This window comes from bacterium SCSIO 12827 (genome assembly GCA_024397995.1).
Taxonomy (GTDB): Bacteria; Pseudomonadota; Alphaproteobacteria; order Rhodospirillales; family Casp-alpha2; genus UBA1479.
The window spans coordinates 3,793,192-3,810,188 of sequence record CP073746.1 but is presented as its reverse complement, the minus strand read 5'-3'; the positions used below and the strand labels follow the sequence as shown (position 1 = coordinate 3,810,188).

The following is a 16,997-nucleotide window of genomic DNA, read 5'->3' as shown; positions in this document are numbered from 1 at the left end:
GATCGGCCGAATAGGCCCCAACCGAACAGAGACTGTTTCACGTGAAACAATCGAGCCCCGACCCCGCGTCCCAAATGCCCGAGGACGTCGCCCGCATCCTCGGTCTCGACGGCGCCGACGGGGCCGGACGCCGGGCGCGTCTTGAGACCTATGTTGCGGCCTTGGTCAAATGGCAGCGCCGCATCAACCTGATCGGCCCGGCCACGGTGGCGGATATCTGGCACCGGCATATCCTCGATTGCGGCCAGTTGGCGTCCTTGATTTCGGCGGAACCCTTGCGGATTTGCGATCTGGGATCGGGGGCGGGCCTGCCGGGCCTGGTGCTGGCGGCGCTGGACATTGGCGCGGGGGAGGGCGGTTGTCTCGACCTGGTCGAAAGCGACAGCCGCAAGGCGGCGTTCTTGCGCGAGGCTAACCGACTGATGGGCATCCATGCACGGATCGAGAACCGGCGTATCGAGGAAATGGCGGAAACCGGGGCGGAAGGTTATGACGTCATCACCGCGCGGGCCCTGGCACCTTTGCCCAAATTGTTGGAAATGTCGAACAACCTGTTGAAAACCGGTGGAAAACTTTTGTTTTTAAAAGGAAAGACCGGTGATGCGGAATTGACCGAATCGGAAAAAGCCTGGAAGATGCGCGCAACGAAAATGCCCAGCGCGAGTGATTCCGAGGGCGTTATTCTCCTGATCAAGGACCTTGAACGACGCCATGGCTGATCCCCTTTACGACGGCCTGAACGGCCCCGCGGTGCCGGATATCCCGGCCTTGCCGCGCATTATCGCGGTTGCCAATCAGAAGGGCGGGGTCGGTAAGACGACGACCGCCATCAATCTGGGTACGGCGCTGGCCGCCGTCGGCAATCGGGTCCTGATCATCGACCTTGACCCTCAGGGCAACGCCTCGACGGGCCTGGGCATCGCCCGGGCGCAGCGGACGGTGAATTCCTATCACCTGCTGATTCATGCGGAACCCCTGGCGGCGGCGACCTTGGCGACGGAAATTCCCAATCTCGACATCGTGCCCTCGGGCATCGACCTGTCGGGGATTGAGGTCGAATTGGTCGACGAGGACGGTCGCGAGTATTTCCTGAAGCAGAGCCTGGAGGCGGCCGTGTCCGCCGCCGGTCCGGCCTATGATTTCGTGTTGATCGACTGTCCGCCGGCGCTCGGCCTGCTGACCGTCAATTCCCTGGTCGCCGCGCAGGCGGTCCTGGTGCCGCTGCAGTGCGAATTCTTTGCGCTGGAGGGTGTCAGCCAGTTGATGCAGACCATCGAGCGCGTGCGCGCCGCCTTCAATGCGGATCTGGAAATCCAGGGCATCGTCCTGACCATGTTCGATCAACGCAACAACCTGTCGGGTATGGTCGAAACGGATGTTCGAGACCATTTCGGTGACAAGGTCTATGAGACCGTCATCCCCCGCAACGTGCGGATTTCCGAGGCCCCGTCCCACGGCCGCCCGGTGCTGATCTATGACACTGCCTGCGCTGGGTCGCGGGCCTATCTCAACCTGGCCAGCGAGGTCATCAGCCGCGAACGCCAGACGCAACATCGCCAGGCCCTGGCGCGCCAGGGCGGCGGCCAGCCGATGGGGGCATCATGATGGCGGAAAAACGCAGAAACCTGGGGCGCGGCCTGTCTGCCCTTCTGGGTGAGGACAAGTCGCCGGCGCCAGCCGCCGGGGCGCAGCAGATCGCCATCGAAAAGCTTCATCCTGGGCGCTACCAGCCGCGGCGCACCATGGACCAAGAAGAATTGCAGGACCTTGCTCAGTCGATCCGCGAGCTTGGCGTGTTGCAGCCGATCCTGGTGCGCGAACATCCCGACCGCCCGGGCGATTATGAGATCATCGCCGGGGAACGGCGTTGGCGGGCCGCGCAATTGGCGCAGCTCCACGAGGTGCCGGTCCTGATCAAAGTGCTGTCGAACAAGGAAACCCTCGAGGTTGCTCTGGTCGAAAACCTGCAGCGCGAGGATCTGTCGCCTCTGGAAGAGGCCGTCGGCCTGCAACGCCTGATGGACGAATTCGGCCATACCCAGGATGCCCTGGCCAAGGCCGTCGGCAAAAGCCGCCCTCATGTCGCGAACATGCTGCGCCTGCTGGGCCTGCCCGACGCGGTCAAGGCCATGGTCGACAAGGGTGACCTGAGCGCCGGACATGCCCGGGCCCTGCTGTCGGCGACGGCACCCGAAGTTTTGGCCCGCCAGGTCGTTGAGCAGGGCCTTAGCGTCCGCCAGACGGAACAGCTCGTGCAGCGGGCGGCGACGGCGAAAAGCAGTGGTGCGCGGCGGGGGCCCAAGGAAAAGGACGCAGATACCCGCGCCTTGGAAACGGATTTGTCCGATCTGCTCGGCTTGCGTGTTGCGATCGCGCCCAAGGGTCGGGAGGGTTCGGTCACCGTCTATTACAAATCCCTCGATCAGCTCGACGGGCTGTTGCAGCGTCTAAGCGGCCAAGCCGCAGGCGAATAGGGACCGGGCAGAGGCCCGATTTTGGGTCAGCTTGATGAAGCTAAATATCAGCTGGGGATAAACCCGGCGATTCGCTCGAAGGTTTCGGCCTAGCGGGTGAGGCGGGCCAGACGGATGAAGGCCCGCTCACAGATCACCTCATCGGGGCCCAGCCCGCTTTTGCAGGCCCGTTCAGCCTCGGTCAGGACATCCAGCGCGGTGCCCAGTCGGCCTGGCGCCCACGAACGTAATGCATTTATAAATAATGGCTTTTCCTTGAAGAAAACCGGTGGACGCAGGTTGTCGACAGCCTGTTCGGGGCGGGTGCCGCGTGCCACGTCCCCGGCCGCAAGGTGCAGGCGCTGAAACATGCGCTGGGCCGCGCGCAGCATACCGACAGCGGTTTCCCCCAGGTCACGGGCGCTGGCATAGGCACTAAGCAAACCCGCAACGTCGCCACTGGCCAAGGCCCGGGTTACCGCTTCAGTGCCGCGCCCGGCATTGTCCCCGACGCAGGCCTGGGCGTCGGCCAAGGTCACTTCCGGTCCGGCGCCTTGCATGTAGAGCACCAGCTTTTCCAGCTCCCGTCGGGAAATCAGCCGGTCGTTCCCCAGATTGGCGGCAAGATGGGCCTGAGCTTCCCGCCCGATGGTCAGGCCGGCGGAGGACAGGGTATCGCGGATGACCTGTTCCATGGCGCGGGCGTCATCGGCGTAGCAGGGGATGGCGGCGGCGTTCGGGGCCGTTTCACAGATCTTGCGCAGCTTTGCCCGGGGAGTGAGGTCGCCGGCAACGATGATCACCAGCCCATCGCCTTCGGCCGCGAGGGCGCGTTCGACTGCCGGCGCCAGCCGGTCGCCGCCATCGGCGCGGACCGCGCGCCGACCGCCGCCGAAGGCCATGGCGGATCGTTCGGCGGCCAGCCGTTCGGCGTCATCGGCTACGTCTTGTTCGTTGACGGTGGCAGTGCGAAAGGGGTCGTCGGTCGATCCGGCGACGGCGCGCATGATACGGTCGGCGCGTTCGCGGACCAGTCCTTGGTCGGGACCATAGATCAACACCGCGGCGACCGCATTCCCGGGATCGTCGAGGAAGCTGTCGATCTGGCGGCCGGAGAGTTTCATGACGAGACCTTGGGTGTCCGCGATCGTGCCGGGGCCGGGATCACCGCTTGTCGGGGTTGGTTTTCAGGAAGATCGCGACCTTGAGGCGGATGTCGTCGCCCAATTGGCGGATGGCCCGGTCGCGGGCGCCTTTTTCAGCCATCAGGGTGGCAAACTCGGAATTGAGGATGTTGAAGCTGGAAACGGCCCGGCTGTTGCCCGTGTATAGATGCTGTCCGGTACGCAGATCCAGCAGGGTAAATGTACTGGTCAGAGACAAATCGGCACGGGTGGCGTCGGCGCTTTTTTGTACGGCCAGGGAGGCAATGCCTTCGTTCAGCGTAACGTCCAGGCGATAGATCTGTTCGCCGCGCGGTCCCCGAGGGGAAAGTCCATCCAGCAGGGCATTGTGCAGTTGCTGGCCGAGGCGGGCAAGATCACGACCGTCCGTGGTGGTGTTGCGGACCGGCCCGATTTCAACTTGGGACAGAGTGTCGCTTAGATCGGCGCCGACCCCAGACCGGCCGTAAAGCGGCCGGAAGCCGCAGCCGCCGAGGGCTCCGGTGGCCAAGGCACCAGCGATGCCGGTAAGCAGGTTTCTACGCGACCACATTGACGATCCTGTTCGGCACGACGATGACCTTTCGGGGCGGTTTGCCTTCCAACACGGATTGTACCTTATCCAGGGCCAGGGCCGCATCCTCCGCGGCATCCTTGGCGCAATCCTTGGGCAGCTCGATGGTGCCGCGCAGCTTGCCGTTGACTTGGACCGCGATGGTCACCAGGTCGTCGACAAGATAGGCGGGGTCGGCCACGGGCCAAGCCGTGTCGGCAACCAGCGTATCCTCGTGGCCCAGCTCAAGCCATAGAGCCTCGGCGAGGTGCGGTGTCATGGGGGCAATGAGAAGACTCAGGGTTTCAAGCGCGAAACGGCGCACCCAGTTTGCATCCGGTGCGGTGTCTTTCAGGCCTTCGACGGCATTGGTCAGTTCGCGGATGCGGGCCACGGCCTTGTTGAAGTGGAACTTCTCCAGATCCGTGGAAACACCGTCGATGGTCTTATGCGTGGCCTTAAGGACCTCTTCCGCGGTCGCATCCATCGTTTCGGGCTGCGCGGCATCGGCGGTGGCCAGGGGGGCTGGGTTCTCGGTGACCAGGCGCCACAGCCGGTTGAGGTAACGCCAAGCCCCGTCGACACCGGCGTCGGTCCATTCCAGGTCGCGGTCGGGCGGGCTGTCGGACAGCATGAACAGCCGCGCCGTGTCCGCCCCGTAAGCGCCGATGATGGCTTCGGGATCGACCACGTTCTTCTTGGACTTGCTCATCTTTTCGGACCGCCCGAGGGTCACCGGCTGGCCCGTTTCGGCATGTTTGGTGGCGTCGCCGTCAAACACCACCTGAGACGGCAGCAGCCACTTCCCGGCCGCATCCTTGAAGGTTTGATGGCACACCATGCCTTGGGTCAGAAGCCCGGCAAAGGGTTCCCCCACAGACAGATAGCCACATTTCTTCAATGCCCGGGTGAAGAAGCGACTGTACAACAAGTGCAGTACCGCATGTTCGATGCCGCCGATGTATTGATCCACGGGCAGCCAGTAATCGACGGCGGCACGATCAAGCGGGGCGTCAGAGGCCGGGTTACAGAACCGGGCGAAGTACCAGGAGGATTCGAAGAAGGTATCGAAGGTGTCGGTCTCGCGCTCCGCCGGCTTGCCACAGGTCGGGCAGGCCACGTGCTTCCAGCTGGGATGGCGGGCCAGGGGGTTTCCGGTTCCGGAGAAGTCCACGTCGGCGGGCAATTCGACGGGAAGGTCCGCCTCCGGCACCGGCACGATACCGCAGTCGCCACAATGGATGATCGGGATCGGGCAGCCCCAATAACGCTGGCGCGACACGCCCCAGTCCCGCAGCCGATAGTTCACGGCCCGTGTGCCGATGCCCATGTCTTCCAGACGGTCGATGATCTTGGATTTGGCGTCGGGCACCGTAAGGCCGTCGAGGAAATCGGAATTGATCAGCAGGCCGTCGTCCGTGAAGGCTTCGTCGCCGACCGTAAAGGCCGCCGTATCCGTGCCCTTGGGTGCGACAACCGGCAGCACCGGCAGGCCGTACTTGCGGGCGAAGTCCAAATCGCGCTGATCGTGGGCGGGGCAACCGAAGATCGCCCCCGTGCCGTAATCCATGAGCACGAAATTGGCGACATAGACGGGCAGGGTATGGCCTTCGATGAACGGGTGCAGGACCTTCACGCCCGTGTCGAAGCCCATTTTCTCGGCCGTTTCGATGGCCGCCTCGCTGGTGCCCAGGCGGTTGCATTCGGCGATGAAGGCGGCCAAGTCCGGGTTTCCCTGGGCCAGTTCCTGGGCCAGGGGATGATTGGCGGCGACGGCGCAGAACGACGCGCCAAACAGGGTGTCGGGGCGGGTGGTGTAGATGTCGAGTTGGCCGTCGCGGCCGTCGAACCCAAACCGCACATGCGCGCCTTCGGACCGGCCGATCCAGTTTTCCTGCATCAGGCGGACCCGGTCCGGCCAGCGGTCCAAGGTTTCGAGCCCCTTGAGAAGCTCTTCCGCATAATCGGTGATCTTGAGGAACCACTGACTCAGTTGTCGTTTTTCGACCAGGGCGCCGGACCGCCAGCCGCGGCCGTCGATGACCTGTTCGTTGGCCAGTACCGTGTTTTCCACGGGGTCCCAATTGACCCAGGATTCCTTGCGGTAGACCAGGCCGCCGGCCAGGAAGTCGAGAAACATCTTCTGTTCGTGGCGATAGTAGTCAGGCTCACACGTTGCCAGTTCCCGGTCCCAGTCATAGGACAGGCCCATGGTTTTCAATTGGCGGCGCATGGTCGCGATGTTTTCGCGGGTCCATTGGGCCGGCGGCACCTTGTTCTCGATCGCGGCATTTTCCGCCGGCAGGCCGAAGGCGTCCCAGCCCATGGGGTGCAAGACGTTAAAGCCACGGGCTTTCTTATAGCGCGCGACGACGTCGCCCAGGGTGTAGTTGCGGACGTGGCCCATGTGGATGCGCCCCGACGGATAGGGAAACATCTCGAGCACGTAGTACTTCGGCCGATCATTGTCCTCACGGACCTGGAAACAACCTTTGTCGTCCCAGGCGGCCTGCCATTTCTGTTCGTTTTCCTTGACGTTGTAGCGCGCCATTCAAGTCCCCAGAAGGTTTGGGCGGAAAGATGTCGCCGGGCGAAGCGCCCGCGCGAGGGTGGATGGAATGCCGAAGCCGGGAAGGTTCCGGCAGGGCGAAGAGGTCTATGGGGCTCCGCTCTGTTGCGCCGGGCCGCCTACTTGGTACTGATCGTCTGCCGGCGGAGCTGGCGGGCGCGTGTCAGGATCGCGTCCTCGATCTTGGTGCCGGTCTGTTCCGGCACCGCCGTATCGCGCCACTGGCCGCCCTGGTCCTTGGTCTGGCTGAACACGGCGACCCGGATCCCGTCGGCGCGCAACGTACGGCCCAGGATGTAGACGTTCAATTTGAAGCGCTCGTTGGGGGCTTCTTCAGTCGAATGCCAATCGGTCAGGATCACGCCGCCGAACGGGTCCGCCGTGGACACGGGCATGAAGGCGATCGTGTCCAAGGTTGCGCGCCATAGGAAGCTGTTGACGCCAAGGGCACCGCCGCCGCTGTCGTTATTGTCCCCGTCGCCCCACAGGCTGACACCGCCCGCACCCCAGATGGTGTCCCGCTTGGTTCCGTCATCGGTTTGGTCGTGGGTCGTGGCTTCGATGTCGGCGGGGGAAAAATCGGCGCAGGCCGCCATGCCGGCAACCAGGACCACCGTGCCCATCAGCGTCAGTATCCGTTTTCCGCTGCCAAGACTCATTGCTGCCGCTTCCTTTTTTCCGCCGTCGCCGGTGAATGACGCCCCTTCTTAAACCATATCGCGGCCATGCGCCAAGCGCCGTGACCGCGTGCTGCGCAGGCTTGCCGCCCGCAGGCCGAAGGGATCGCGGCAAAGATGGGGCAGGGCGCCGATTCCCGCAACCCCCGCGGCCCCGGCGTCCCGCACCCGGCTGAGGGTCGCCGGTGTAACTCCGCCAAGCGCCAACACCGGTACGCTGACGCCATGGCACAATGCGGCCAACCGCCGCACGCCCAGGGTCGGGCGCCCAGGATGGCTGGCCGTGGGAAACACGGGCGACAGCAGGACCAGGTCGACGCCGGCCCGCACCGCCCGCCTGAGGCCGGGCCCGTCATGGGCGGCGGCGGAAATGGGCCAGCGGTCGCCATGCGGCGCGAACCGGCCGCGCCGCCGTACCATGCCGTCCGGCAGGTGCAGGCCGTCGGCGCGCAGGCGATGGGCCAGCCGCCGGTCGGCGGCGACCACGAAGATCAGGCCCAAGCGACGGGCCAGGGTTGCCAAGCGGCGGCCCAACGCGGCCCGATCAGGTGCCTCGTAATGGCGAAAGATCACAACCGTGCCCGGTGTCAGTTGGCGAAGCGCGCGGGCCGGATCGGGCGTGCGCTCGGCATCGGTCATGAAAGCAAACAGCGGCAGGCCGCGTCGGCGCGTCTTTTTCCCGCGCCCGCCCCATGTTAGGGTTGCGGCCCCTCGTTTCCTCATTCCTGGTCCCGATCCACCGATGATTCCATCCAACACCGCCCCTCATAGCGCGGCCCCCGATATTGCCGCAAACCTTGCCGAGGTCCAGGCCAAGGTTGCCGAGGCCGCCCGGGCCGCCGGCCGTGACCCCGCCGCCGTTACCCTGGTCGCCGTCGGCAAGACTTTTCCCGCCAACCATATGTTACCCGCGCTGAACGCCGGCCAGCGCGCTTTCGGGGAAAACCGGGTGCAGGAAGCGGAAGAAAAATGGCCCGCCCTGCGCGACCGCTTTCCCGATCTCCGCCTGCACCTGATCGGCCCTTTGCAATCGAACAAGGTGCGCAAGGCCGTTGACGTCTTCGATGTCATCGAAACCGTCGATCGCCCGAAGCTGGCCCGTGCGCTTGCCAACGTCATGGCGGAAACGGGCCGCCGTCCCGACTGCTTCATCCAGGTCAACACGGGGGCTGAGGACCAGAAGGCGGGTGTCTTGCCGCAAGATGCCGACGCCTTCATCGCTCAATGCCGCGACGATTTTGCCCTGCCGGTCACGGGCTTGATGTGCATCCCGCCCGTGGACGAGGAGCCGTCCCTGCATTTCCAACTGTTGGCGGAAATCGCCAAGCGCAACGGCCTCGCCCAACTGAGCATGGGAATGAGCGCCGATTACGAGATTGCGGTTGCCTTCGGGGCGACCCATGTGCGCGTCGGCTCGGCCATTTTCGGAACCCGTCCAAAACCTGCCTAAGGGTGGCCGCTCAACCCCTGACGGTTATCACGTCGTCGGGTGAAGCGGCCCGCAACAGGGCGACCAGGTCCGCCTCGGCCAGGGCGACGCAGCCCTCGGTCGGTGCGAAGTCAGGTGTTGCCAGATGCAGAAAGATGGCGCTGCCGGCGCCCGGTTGCGGCGGCGCGTCGTTATGGCCCAGGACGACGACCAGATCATAGACACCGTCCGTGCGGGCCAGTTTCTCGTGGCGCCACGGGCAGGGCAGGCGGACCAGCCGGTTGTAGGCGGGGCTTATGGGGTCGTCGCACCAGCCCAGGTTGGGGGTGATGGGGGTTGTCGGTAGGGTCGTTTCCGGCCGGGTCCGCCGGTCGGCGCGGTAGAACAGGCGGCGCAGGGCGAACCGGCCCACCGGTGTCGCGCCGTCGCCTTCCTTTTTGACGGGGGCGATGCCCGCGCGGCCAAGCGCGCAGGGAACCTGAGTGCGGCCCCAGGTCAGTCGCCCGCGGGTGTGGTCATCCGTCGGTTCAACCAGAATGTCCATGGCCATCAGTTTAGCCCTTTTCGCGGAACGAGATCATTCCGCGCCGGCGGCGATCAACGATTGCCCGCCGCCACGGTCAGATCCGGGCGAAAACCGGGTTCGGCCAGGCGCTGGGCGGCCTGATAGCGGGTCCAGCCGTCGACCATGTTGTCACGGAACCAGCCACCGCCCTCGGCAATGGCGCCGGACGCATCCTGATCGTCGCGCCGGTTGTCCTCGTGGCGCGGGTCGGCGCGGTCACGCGGCTGGGCCCCGGGCAGGGCGGCGACTTCCTTGGCGCGGTCGCCCATGACCCAGGCCAGTTGGTCGCGGGCCCAAGTCGAAACGTCGCCGTTGATACCTGCACGATTAATCTCGCCGGGTGCTTCCTGCGCGGTCTGGATGGCCTGTGTCCGTGGCGTGGCCGGTCGGGCGGGGCCCGTTTCCGCACCGGCACGGTAATAGGCGGTCTGCCGTTGGGCCCAGGCGGCGACGGGATCGGCCCCGGTTACGGGCTGGGCTTCGCCGCCCTGATAATAGGCGACCTGCTGCGCCGCCCAGGCGCTCACGTCCCGGCCATCGGTGCCGGCTGTGTCTGGGGTGGGGTCTGTGTTGCCTTTGTAATAAGCGGTTTGTTGGGCGGCCCAGGCAGTGACGTCGACGCCGTCCGTACCGGCGGCCACGGGTGCGGCTTCCGGGGTTGCGGCGGCCATCTGGGTGTCGCCCGCCGTCGCGGCATTCCGATAGAAAGCATGCTGTTCGGCGGCCCATTGGCCGACCGGATCAGCAGAGGCCGTCGCGGTCGTGGCAGCATTCTTGCCGTCCCGCCCCTGGTAGAAGGCCTGCTGGTTGGCGGCCCAACGGCTGACCGGGTCGGCGGCATCCGCGCCGCTTTGGTAGAATGCCGTTTGCTCGGCGGCCCATTGGGTGACCGGGTCGGCGCCGTCCGTGCCCGCGGCCGCCGGAGATGCCGCAGCGGTGGTGGTTGACAGCGGCTGTGCGTCATCGCGGAAATAGGCCAGCACGTGGCCGCCCATGTCCTTGCCCGTGTTGTGCTCGATCATCACGTTGGCGGCCGAGGCGACCAAGCCGATCGGGCCCATGAACAGGGTGCCCCCCATGATCCGCGGGGCCGGGTCCAGGGTATCGTCGGTCAGGTCGCGGTAGAGGGTGGAAACCACGGGGATGTGCTGCAGCGGATTGACCACGTCGACCAGGTCCCAGAACGTGAGCCCGTCGTCGCCGAATGCCTTGAATTCCTTGCCGCCGGTTGCGCCGGCGTTCGCGGTCGTGTCCGGCGTGTCGAGGGCATCGCCATTGCCAAGCTTGAGGTCCGGCAATTTGGCGGGGGTGTGTTTGGCTGGAAGGGCGCCGGTCCCGCCAGGGGCAGGGGCCACGCGCCAGGGATTGATCCCTTCGGAGGGCAGTGTCATCGATTTTTTCCCGTTCTCTTCGCGCCCTGTTTTCGGGCGTTAATTTTATGGAACGGGTGTCGCAAGACTCGGGCCAGAATCAAGCCGTTGATTTTAAACGATTTTGACTCGTCTGCTCTGGGTACAAAATGCCCGGGGCGGCAAATGCTGCCGGGCGGCGGCGGACTCCGGCATTCCTGGTATTCAATGGTTAATGGCGGGTGGTGGCGTGGGAGAGATCAGAACAGCAGCCTTGAGCCGTTCCTATGTGAGCACAGGCGCATCTGCGCCTGGCGCAGCGGGGACATGAAAACAAACGCCGTTAGCCGTTCCCATCTGAGCACGGGCCCATTTGAGCACAGGACCATCTGAGCACAGGCGCAGCTGCGCCTGGCGCAACGGGGGGCTTAAAACAAATGCCCGGCGCGGCTGGCCTTGGTGCGCAGGTAGCTTTCGTTGTGTTCATTGGACGGAAAGGCGTGGGGGACACGCTCGGCGACGGTGATGCCGCCGCGTTCCAGGGCCGCGACCTTTTCCGGGTTGTTGGTCAACAGCCGCACCGCGCCGAAGCCCAGCAGGCGCAACATCTGCGCCGCCGGCAGATACACCCGCTCGTCCGCGTCGAAACCGAGCTGCTCGTTGGCGTCAATGGTGTCGAACCCGCGGTCCTGCAGCTCGTAAGCGCGCAGTTTGTTGACGAGACCGATGCCGCGGCCTTCCTGCGCCAGATACAACAGAATACCGCTGCCGGCGGCGGCGATCTCGGCGATGGCGCCCTTCAGCTGGTCGCCGCAATCGCAACGCAGACTGCCCAGCAGGTCGCCGGTGAAGCATTCGGAATGCACCCGGGTCAGCACGGGCATCCCCGGTTTGGGGTCGCCGATGACGATGGCCAGGTGCTCCAGCGCCCCGTCGGCGGGGCGGAAGGCATGGACCTTGGCCTCGACGCCCGGTTCCTGGGCGACGGCAAGGGGGATACGCGCGGCGCCGACCTCGGTCAACGTGCGGGCTTCGTCCAGGCGTTGGCGGAACACGTCGCCGGCGTCGACGAACATCAGGTCGTGGCGCTTGGCCCAGTTTTCCAGGTCGCCGTCGAATGAGATGACCCCGGTCAGGGCCGCCGGCAACAGCCGCGCGATTTTGGTCAGGGTGACCGCCGCCGACCAGGCATCGAAACGTTCCGCCGCGCGGGGGGCGAGATCGGGCAGGGGGCCGCCCGTGCCGCCGTCGAACAAGGGGTCGGCCAGCCGCGTCACCAAGTCCGGGTCCAGGCCGCCCGCGCGGGACAGCACGACGACGTTGCTTGGCGGCGCCGGCAGGCCCAGCACGGCGGCACGCCTGGCGGTCACCGCCAGCTCGGGCTCGGCGCCGATCAGGGCCTTCATGTCGGCAAGGCGGCGGGCATCCACATGTTCCGCGCCCAGCAGCACCAGCCGGCGTCCGTCGCCGTCGCCGGTGACCACGGGGCGGCCGCGGCGCAGTTCGCCGGCGGCCCGGTCGACCGCTTTCTGGGCGCGCGGCTCCCGCGTCGCAGGTGCGTCGCGGCGGTCCAGGTCCAGGGTGCGCGAAGGCGCGGGGGGTGAATTTCGCTCGGTCATGTCTTAAGCGGCCGTCGTTACATGAGTTCGTGCCATAATTACGCCGCGGTTGCCGGGCACTCAGGCGCACAATATTGTGGACCCAATATGGTGAATTTTCCGTTCCTTGTCATTGACCGGATGACGCGGGCAAGGAAAATCGCCGGAAATTCCCGAATTCAAAGGGGGGATCGATTATCGCCATGACCAACGGCAAGCAAATTCTGATCGTCGATGACGACGCTGAATTCCTGGAAACGCTGTGCGAACAGCTGCAGCTTCATGAGGAATTCAAAAGCGTGACCTGCACCAGCGGGGCCGAGGCCCTGAAAACGGCCAAGGAAGACCGCTTTGACGTCATCATTCTGGACGTTGGGCTGCCTGACATGGATGGCCGTGAGGTCTGCCGCCTGATGCGGCGCAACGGCGTAACCTCGCCGATCATCATGTTGACGGGTGCCGACACGGATGCCGACACCATTCTGGGCCTGGACGCCGGCGCCAACGATTATGTTACCAAGCCGTTCCGGTTGGGTGTCCTGCTGGCCCGTCTGCGCGCCCATATCCGCCAGCACGAACGGTCGGACGACGCCGTGTTCGCCATCGGGCAATATTCGTTCCAACCCGCGAACAAAATGCTGGTGGAAACGGCCACGGATAAGAAAGTGCGCCTGACCGATAAGGAAACGGCGATCCTGAAGTATCTCTACCGGGCCGGTGACAAGGTTGTGGGCCGCGATATCCTGCTGGGCGAGGTCTGGGGCTATAACGCCGGGGTTACGACCCACACCCTGGAAACCCACGTTTATCGCCTGCGCCAGAAGATCGAAAGCGATCCGTCGAACGCCCGCCTGTTGGTCACCGAACCAGGCGGCTATCGTCTTGTTCCGTAATCGTAACAAAACAACAATTTATCGATCGCGGGGGCTCTCGGCGCTTTTCTCGAAGAAGCGGCGCCACGCGTGGGCATCGATATCGAAATCCGTATAGCAGACGATCTTGTCCACGGCCTGGCCGTCGGACGACAGGGGCAGGCGGATGCTGGGCGCGTGCAGGCTGCGCCGGTCTATTATGCCGCCTTGGGCCTGATAAACGAAGGCAAGGCAGGCTTTTTCCGAAACGATGCGCCGGAATTCGGCAAGCGCCGTCTTCGTGCGGGGGCTGTCGACCTCGGATAGGTGCACGCCCGTGCGGTCGAGGGCGCGCACGGCGCCCAAGCCCGTTCCCCAGAACCGATACTTGAAGTCGCGGCCGCCGTCGATGACGTCGGCGACGCGTATGTAGGGAATGATATGGCCGGCCAGGTCGATGAGGCGGAAATCACCCCAGGTCGGGGCGAAGCGGCCGCCGCGTCGGCCATCCCAGTAGCGGTAAATCAGGCCGCAGCCGGTTTCCAGCACATCACGGATCGACACTTCGCGACTTGTAAAGTCCTGGGCCATGTTTCTACCTTCGCCGGTCAACAGGCCCCCACCACTGACGATCATTCCAGAGATTGGGAAATCGACCAAGGACTAGTTTTTCAGTGACTCCAAGGGCGGCGGGAAGTGCACCGTCACAGTTGTGCCGATATCGACGGCGCTGTCGATGTCGAGTTCACCGCCATGCGCATCGACCAGGGACTTGACGATGCCCAGGCCCAGCCCCTTGCCGTCACGGGCGTGATGGGGATTGGCGACCACTTGGGAAAAGGGTTCGGCGATTGTCGGTAGCTTATCCGGAGGAATGCCGATGCCGTTGTCGCGCACGGTGAAGGTCGTGCCGCCGTCAGGTGCCGGTGCCGCGAAGAGAGAGACCGTCCCGCCCTTGGCCGTGTACTTGATGGCGTTGGCCACCAGATTGGAGATGATCTGAATGGCGCAGATTTGGTCGGCATAAAGACGCAAGGCGTCGTCGGTAATGTCGAGGGTGAGCGTGATGGCTTTCTCTTCCGCCTGCGGCTGGAAGGATTTCAGGCAAATGTCGGCCAACGGCTTCAGGGCGATCTCGATGCGGTGAATCGGCCGTTTACCGGCCTCGATCTCGGCGATGTCCAGGATGTCGTTGACGAGGGCCAGCATGATGGCGCCGCTTTGATAGATGTCGTTGACGTATTCCGTGTACTTGGGTGACCCGAGCGGCCCCATATACTGGGCCCGCAGGATATCGGAAAACCCGAGAATGGCGTTCAGCGGGGTGCGGAACTCGTGGCTCATGGTCGCCAGGAACTCGGTTTTCGCCCGGCTTGCCTGCTCCGCCCCTTCCAGGGCTTCCCGTAATTCGGCCTCGGCCCGCCGTCGTTCTCGGTTTTCCGTCTCAAGCGATGCGGACAGGACGCGGGTCAGCCAGAACACCAGTGCCCCCGTCACCAGCACATAGAACCAGCCCTTCACTGTCTGCAGTCGGCTTGCCACCTCCGGGTCGTTGACCAGGGCGTGCAGGGTGGCGTCCGAAAACAGGATCCATAAGGATCCGAACAGGATGTAGATGATTGTTATGCGGACGGGGGGCAGCAGCGTCGTCTCCAGATATTGGCCGTTGAATCCCTGGCGACGCTGCCCGATCCAATGGCTGGTCCCCGCTGCCCCCCGGTGGCGGGTTGGTTTTTATCCGTGAATTATTAAAGGCACGACAGGCACCTCTGTCCATAGTCTCGTGAGGATCGTGCTGATCCGGAGCCCTCTCAGGGGATCTCGAACACCACGCGCACGGGGGCATGGTCCGATGGTTCCGGCCAATCGCGGGCCGTGTCGTGCACGGCGGCGAAGCTGAGCGCCGGGGCCAGGGCCGCGTTGACCCAGATATGGTCGAGGCGCCGGCCTTTGTCGGCGGCGCGCCAATCGGCGGCACGGTAGCTCCACCAGGTGAAGACCTTCTCGTCCGCGGGCACGAAACGGCGCAGGGCGTCGGTCCAGCCCTCGACGCTTTTCGCGCCGCCCTCCAACATGCCCATCAGTTTATCGCGTTCAATGGGGGTGTGGGTGATCACCCGTTTTAGCTGATCGTGCGACCACACGTCCGTTTCCAAGGGTGCCACGTTGAAATCGCCGGTCAGCACCACGGGCCGGCTGGCTGCCGCGCGCTCCGCAAGAAAAGGGGCGAGCGCGTCGAGGAACGCCAGCTTATGCGCGAATTTGGGGTTGGCCTCCGGGTCCGGATCGTCGCCGCCGGCGGGGACATAAAGGCTGTGGACCTCGACCGGCCCGACGCCGGTTTCGACCTTGGCATGGATATGTCGGCAATCGTCGCGGCCCAACCAGGGTTCGATGCGCACGTCGCTCAAGGGACGGCGCGACAGGATGGCGACGCCGTTATAGCCCTTCATGCCGGCGATGGCCTGATGGGGAAAGCCCATGTCGGTGATGGCGTCCACGGGAAACAGCTCGTTGACGACCTTGGTTTCCTGCAGGCACAGCACATCGATCGCCGTGTCGGCGGCCAGGCGCGCGACCTGGTCCAGGCGCTTGCGCACGGAATTCACGTTCCAGGTGGCGACGGTGAAAGGCATGGCCCCTGGTAGCGGGGATCAGACGGAGGGGCAAGGGGCGCGGGCTTTATGCGCAAAAGAGAAGCGCCCGGCGGGGGAGGGGCCGCAAATCCCATGGGATTTGCTTTAGCAAATGAAAGAAGGCCCCTCCCCATTCATCGGTCTGCCCAAAAGAGAAGCGCCCGGCGGGGGAGGGCCGCAAATCCCATGGGATTTACTTTAGCAAATGAAAGAAGGCCCCTCCCCATTCATCGGTCTGCGCAAAAGAGAAGCGCCCGGCGGGGGAGGGGCCGGGCGCTTCAACTCCATCTTAGGGAGCTGTCGGGCTGGCGAGGGGGGCGCGCCACCCGACGGCGCGGCATCATTGGCCGCGCTGTATGACTCCATATGGGACGGAATGGCGCTGCGTACCAGGGGCATTTTTTTGCCATCAGATATGCATTTTGCGCATATCTGGCGCGGACCCTTGCTAATCGCCGCTGCGGGTCTGCTCGAACTCGGGCACGGTGAACAGCTTGGGGTCGATCTGGCCGCCGTAGAAAGGGTCGGTCAACACGATGTCGGTAATCGTGCCCTGGGTATCGACCACGGACCATTTACGCAAAGACATCGGATTGGTGCGGAAGATCAGCGTCAGGCGCCCGGCGAAGGGGTCGGCGCGCTCGCCCACGGTCAGGAACACGGCGCCGTCTTCTTCCGCGGCTTCGTAAAAGGCGACGCGTTTGGGATCGAAGCGGATGTTTCCGTTCAACAGGAAGGCCGCCGGGGTGTCCTCGACGGGGATATGGGTGACGTTCTTCAGTTCCTTGTCGATGTAACTGAGAAACTCGCCGGTGGCGACGATGAGTATCGGATTGGGCGCCTTGTACTCGATCCGCATCTTGCCCGGCCGGGACAGGAAGATCTGGCCTTCCGCGAACTCGTTGGTCGAAGCCTGTTGAAAGAACGTCGATTGCAGGGTGGTGATGCCGTTGAGATAGCTCTCGATCCGGCGCACCAGGCTTTGCTGCTTGGCGTTCAGGGTGATTTCGCGGGGATCGCCCTCGACCGCCCCGGCGGAATCAGGGGCAAGACACAGAACCAGGGCGAACGCCGCCGCTGCAACGGCACGGGTGAAACGGATGATCATGGGGGTTATGTAGGCTGGGGGACGGGCGGGGTAAAGCGCCATGACG

The 16,997-nt window shown here is 64.5% G+C and carries 17 protein-coding genes; 5 read left to right on the top strand and 12 right to left on the bottom strand.

Annotated elements, in window-relative coordinates; translation table 11 throughout:
• The first annotated feature begins 74 nt into the window (after window positions 1-74).
• The 3 genes from rsmG to KFF05_17800 are packed head-to-tail and all read left to right on the top strand — an operon-like array spanning window position 75 to window position 2,474.
• On the top strand, window positions 75-719 hold the full coding sequence (rsmG, locus tag KFF05_17810; protein UTW53781.1) for a 16S rRNA (guanine(527)-N(7))-methyltransferase RsmG: 645 nt from the start codon (window positions 75-77) through the stop codon (window positions 717-719).
• A 49-nt stretch (window positions 720-768) separates the two neighbouring features.
• The gene (locus KFF05_17805; GenBank protein ID UTW53780.1) at window positions 769-1,605 is read left to right on the top strand and encodes a ParA family protein; all 837 of its coding nucleotides are present in this window, start codon (window positions 769-771) and stop codon (window positions 1,603-1,605) included.
• Window positions 1,602-2,474 carry a ParB/RepB/Spo0J family partition protein gene (locus KFF05_17800; GenBank protein ID UTW51719.1) on the top strand — a complete coding sequence of 291 codons (873 nt, stop codon included), beginning with the start codon at window positions 1,602-1,604 and terminating at the stop codon, window positions 2,472-2,474. The genes KFF05_17805 and KFF05_17800 overlap by 4 nt, the downstream gene beginning before the upstream one ends.
• 89 nt (window positions 2,475-2,563) lie before the next feature.
• Here KFF05_17800 and KFF05_17795 read toward each other — a convergent pair whose 3' ends face one another.
• The 5 genes from KFF05_17795 to KFF05_17775 all read right to left on the bottom strand — a co-directional run bounded on the left by KFF05_17795 (window position 2,564) and on the right by KFF05_17775 (window position 8,138).
• Entirely contained in the window at window positions 2,564-3,577 is a 1,014-nt protein-coding gene (locus tag KFF05_17795; GenBank protein UTW51718.1) for a DNA polymerase III subunit delta, read from the bottom strand.
• A 40-nt stretch (window positions 3,578-3,617) separates the two neighbouring features.
• On the bottom strand, window positions 3,618-4,169 hold the full coding sequence (locus tag KFF05_17790; protein UTW51717.1) for a hypothetical protein: 552 nt from the start codon (window positions 4,167-4,169) through the stop codon (window positions 3,618-3,620).
• The gene (leuS, locus tag KFF05_17785; GenBank protein UTW51716.1) at window positions 4,156-6,720 is read right to left on the bottom strand and encodes a leucine--tRNA ligase; all 2,565 of its coding nucleotides are present in this window, start codon (window positions 6,718-6,720) and stop codon (window positions 4,156-4,158) included. The genes KFF05_17790 and leuS overlap by 14 nt, the downstream gene beginning before the upstream one ends.
• A gap of 137 nt (window positions 6,721-6,857) precedes the next feature.
• Complete coding sequence (locus KFF05_17780) at window positions 6,858-7,397, bottom strand: DUF3576 domain-containing protein (GenBank protein ID UTW51715.1); 540 nt, start codon at window positions 7,395-7,397, stop codon at window positions 6,858-6,860.
• A 48-nt stretch (window positions 7,398-7,445) separates the two neighbouring features.
• Window positions 7,446-8,138, bottom strand: a complete 693-nt coding sequence (locus KFF05_17775; GenBank protein UTW51714.1) for a thiamine phosphate synthase — start codon at window positions 8,136-8,138, stop codon at window positions 7,446-7,448.
• A 19-nt stretch (window positions 8,139-8,157) separates the two neighbouring features.
• Between KFF05_17775 and KFF05_17770 the strand changes: the two genes are divergently transcribed.
• Window positions 8,158-8,865, top strand: coding sequence for a YggS family pyridoxal phosphate-dependent enzyme (locus KFF05_17770; protein ID UTW51713.1), 708 nt, complete (start codon window positions 8,158-8,160; stop codon window positions 8,863-8,865).
• Between the two features lie 10 nt (window positions 8,866-8,875).
• On the opposite strand, the gene KFF05_17765 is transcribed toward KFF05_17770, so the two are convergent.
• The 3 genes from KFF05_17765 to ribA all read right to left on the bottom strand — a co-directional run bounded on the left by KFF05_17765 (window position 8,876) and on the right by ribA (window position 12,377).
• On the bottom strand, window positions 8,876-9,388 hold the full coding sequence (locus KFF05_17765) for a L,D-transpeptidase family protein (protein ID UTW53779.1): 513 nt from the start codon (window positions 9,386-9,388) through the stop codon (window positions 8,876-8,878).
• 53 nt (window positions 9,389-9,441) lie between these two features.
• Entirely contained in the window at window positions 9,442-10,800 is a 1,359-nt protein-coding gene (locus tag KFF05_17760; protein ID UTW51712.1) for a hypothetical protein, read from the bottom strand.
• A 386-nt stretch (window positions 10,801-11,186) separates the two neighbouring features.
• Window positions 11,187-12,377, bottom strand: a complete 1,191-nt coding sequence (gene ribA, locus KFF05_17755) for a GTP cyclohydrolase II (protein ID UTW51711.1) — start codon at window positions 12,375-12,377, stop codon at window positions 11,187-11,189.
• Between the two features lie 182 nt (window positions 12,378-12,559).
• Between ribA and KFF05_17750 the strand changes: the two genes are divergently transcribed.
• Window positions 12,560-13,249 (top strand): response regulator transcription factor, encoded by a 690-nt coding sequence (locus KFF05_17750; GenBank protein ID UTW51710.1) that lies wholly within the window; start codon window positions 12,560-12,562, stop codon window positions 13,247-13,249.
• 18 nt (window positions 13,250-13,267) lie between these two features.
• Here the strand turns inward: KFF05_17750 and KFF05_17745 are convergent, their stop codons facing one another.
• The 4 genes from KFF05_17745 to KFF05_17730 all read right to left on the bottom strand — a co-directional run bounded on the left by KFF05_17745 (window position 13,268) and on the right by KFF05_17730 (window position 16,951).
• A complete protein-coding gene (locus KFF05_17745; protein ID UTW51709.1) occupies window positions 13,268-13,867 on the bottom strand; it encodes a hypothetical protein in 600 nt (199 codons plus the stop codon).
• Between the two features lie 3 nt (window positions 13,868-13,870).
• A complete protein-coding gene (locus KFF05_17740; protein UTW51708.1) occupies window positions 13,871-14,749 on the bottom strand; it encodes a HAMP domain-containing histidine kinase in 879 nt (292 codons plus the stop codon).
• Between the two features lie 269 nt (window positions 14,750-15,018).
• Window positions 15,019-15,843: an exodeoxyribonuclease III gene (locus tag KFF05_17735; GenBank protein ID UTW51707.1), complete on the bottom strand. Its 825-nt coding sequence runs from the start codon at window positions 15,841-15,843 to the stop codon at window positions 15,019-15,021.
• 448 nt (window positions 15,844-16,291) lie between these two features.
• Window positions 16,292-16,951 carry an outer membrane lipoprotein carrier protein LolA gene (locus KFF05_17730; GenBank protein UTW51706.1) on the bottom strand — a complete coding sequence of 220 codons (660 nt, stop codon included), beginning with the start codon at window positions 16,949-16,951 and terminating at the stop codon, window positions 16,292-16,294.
• Window positions 16,952-16,997: the final 46 nt, after the last annotated feature.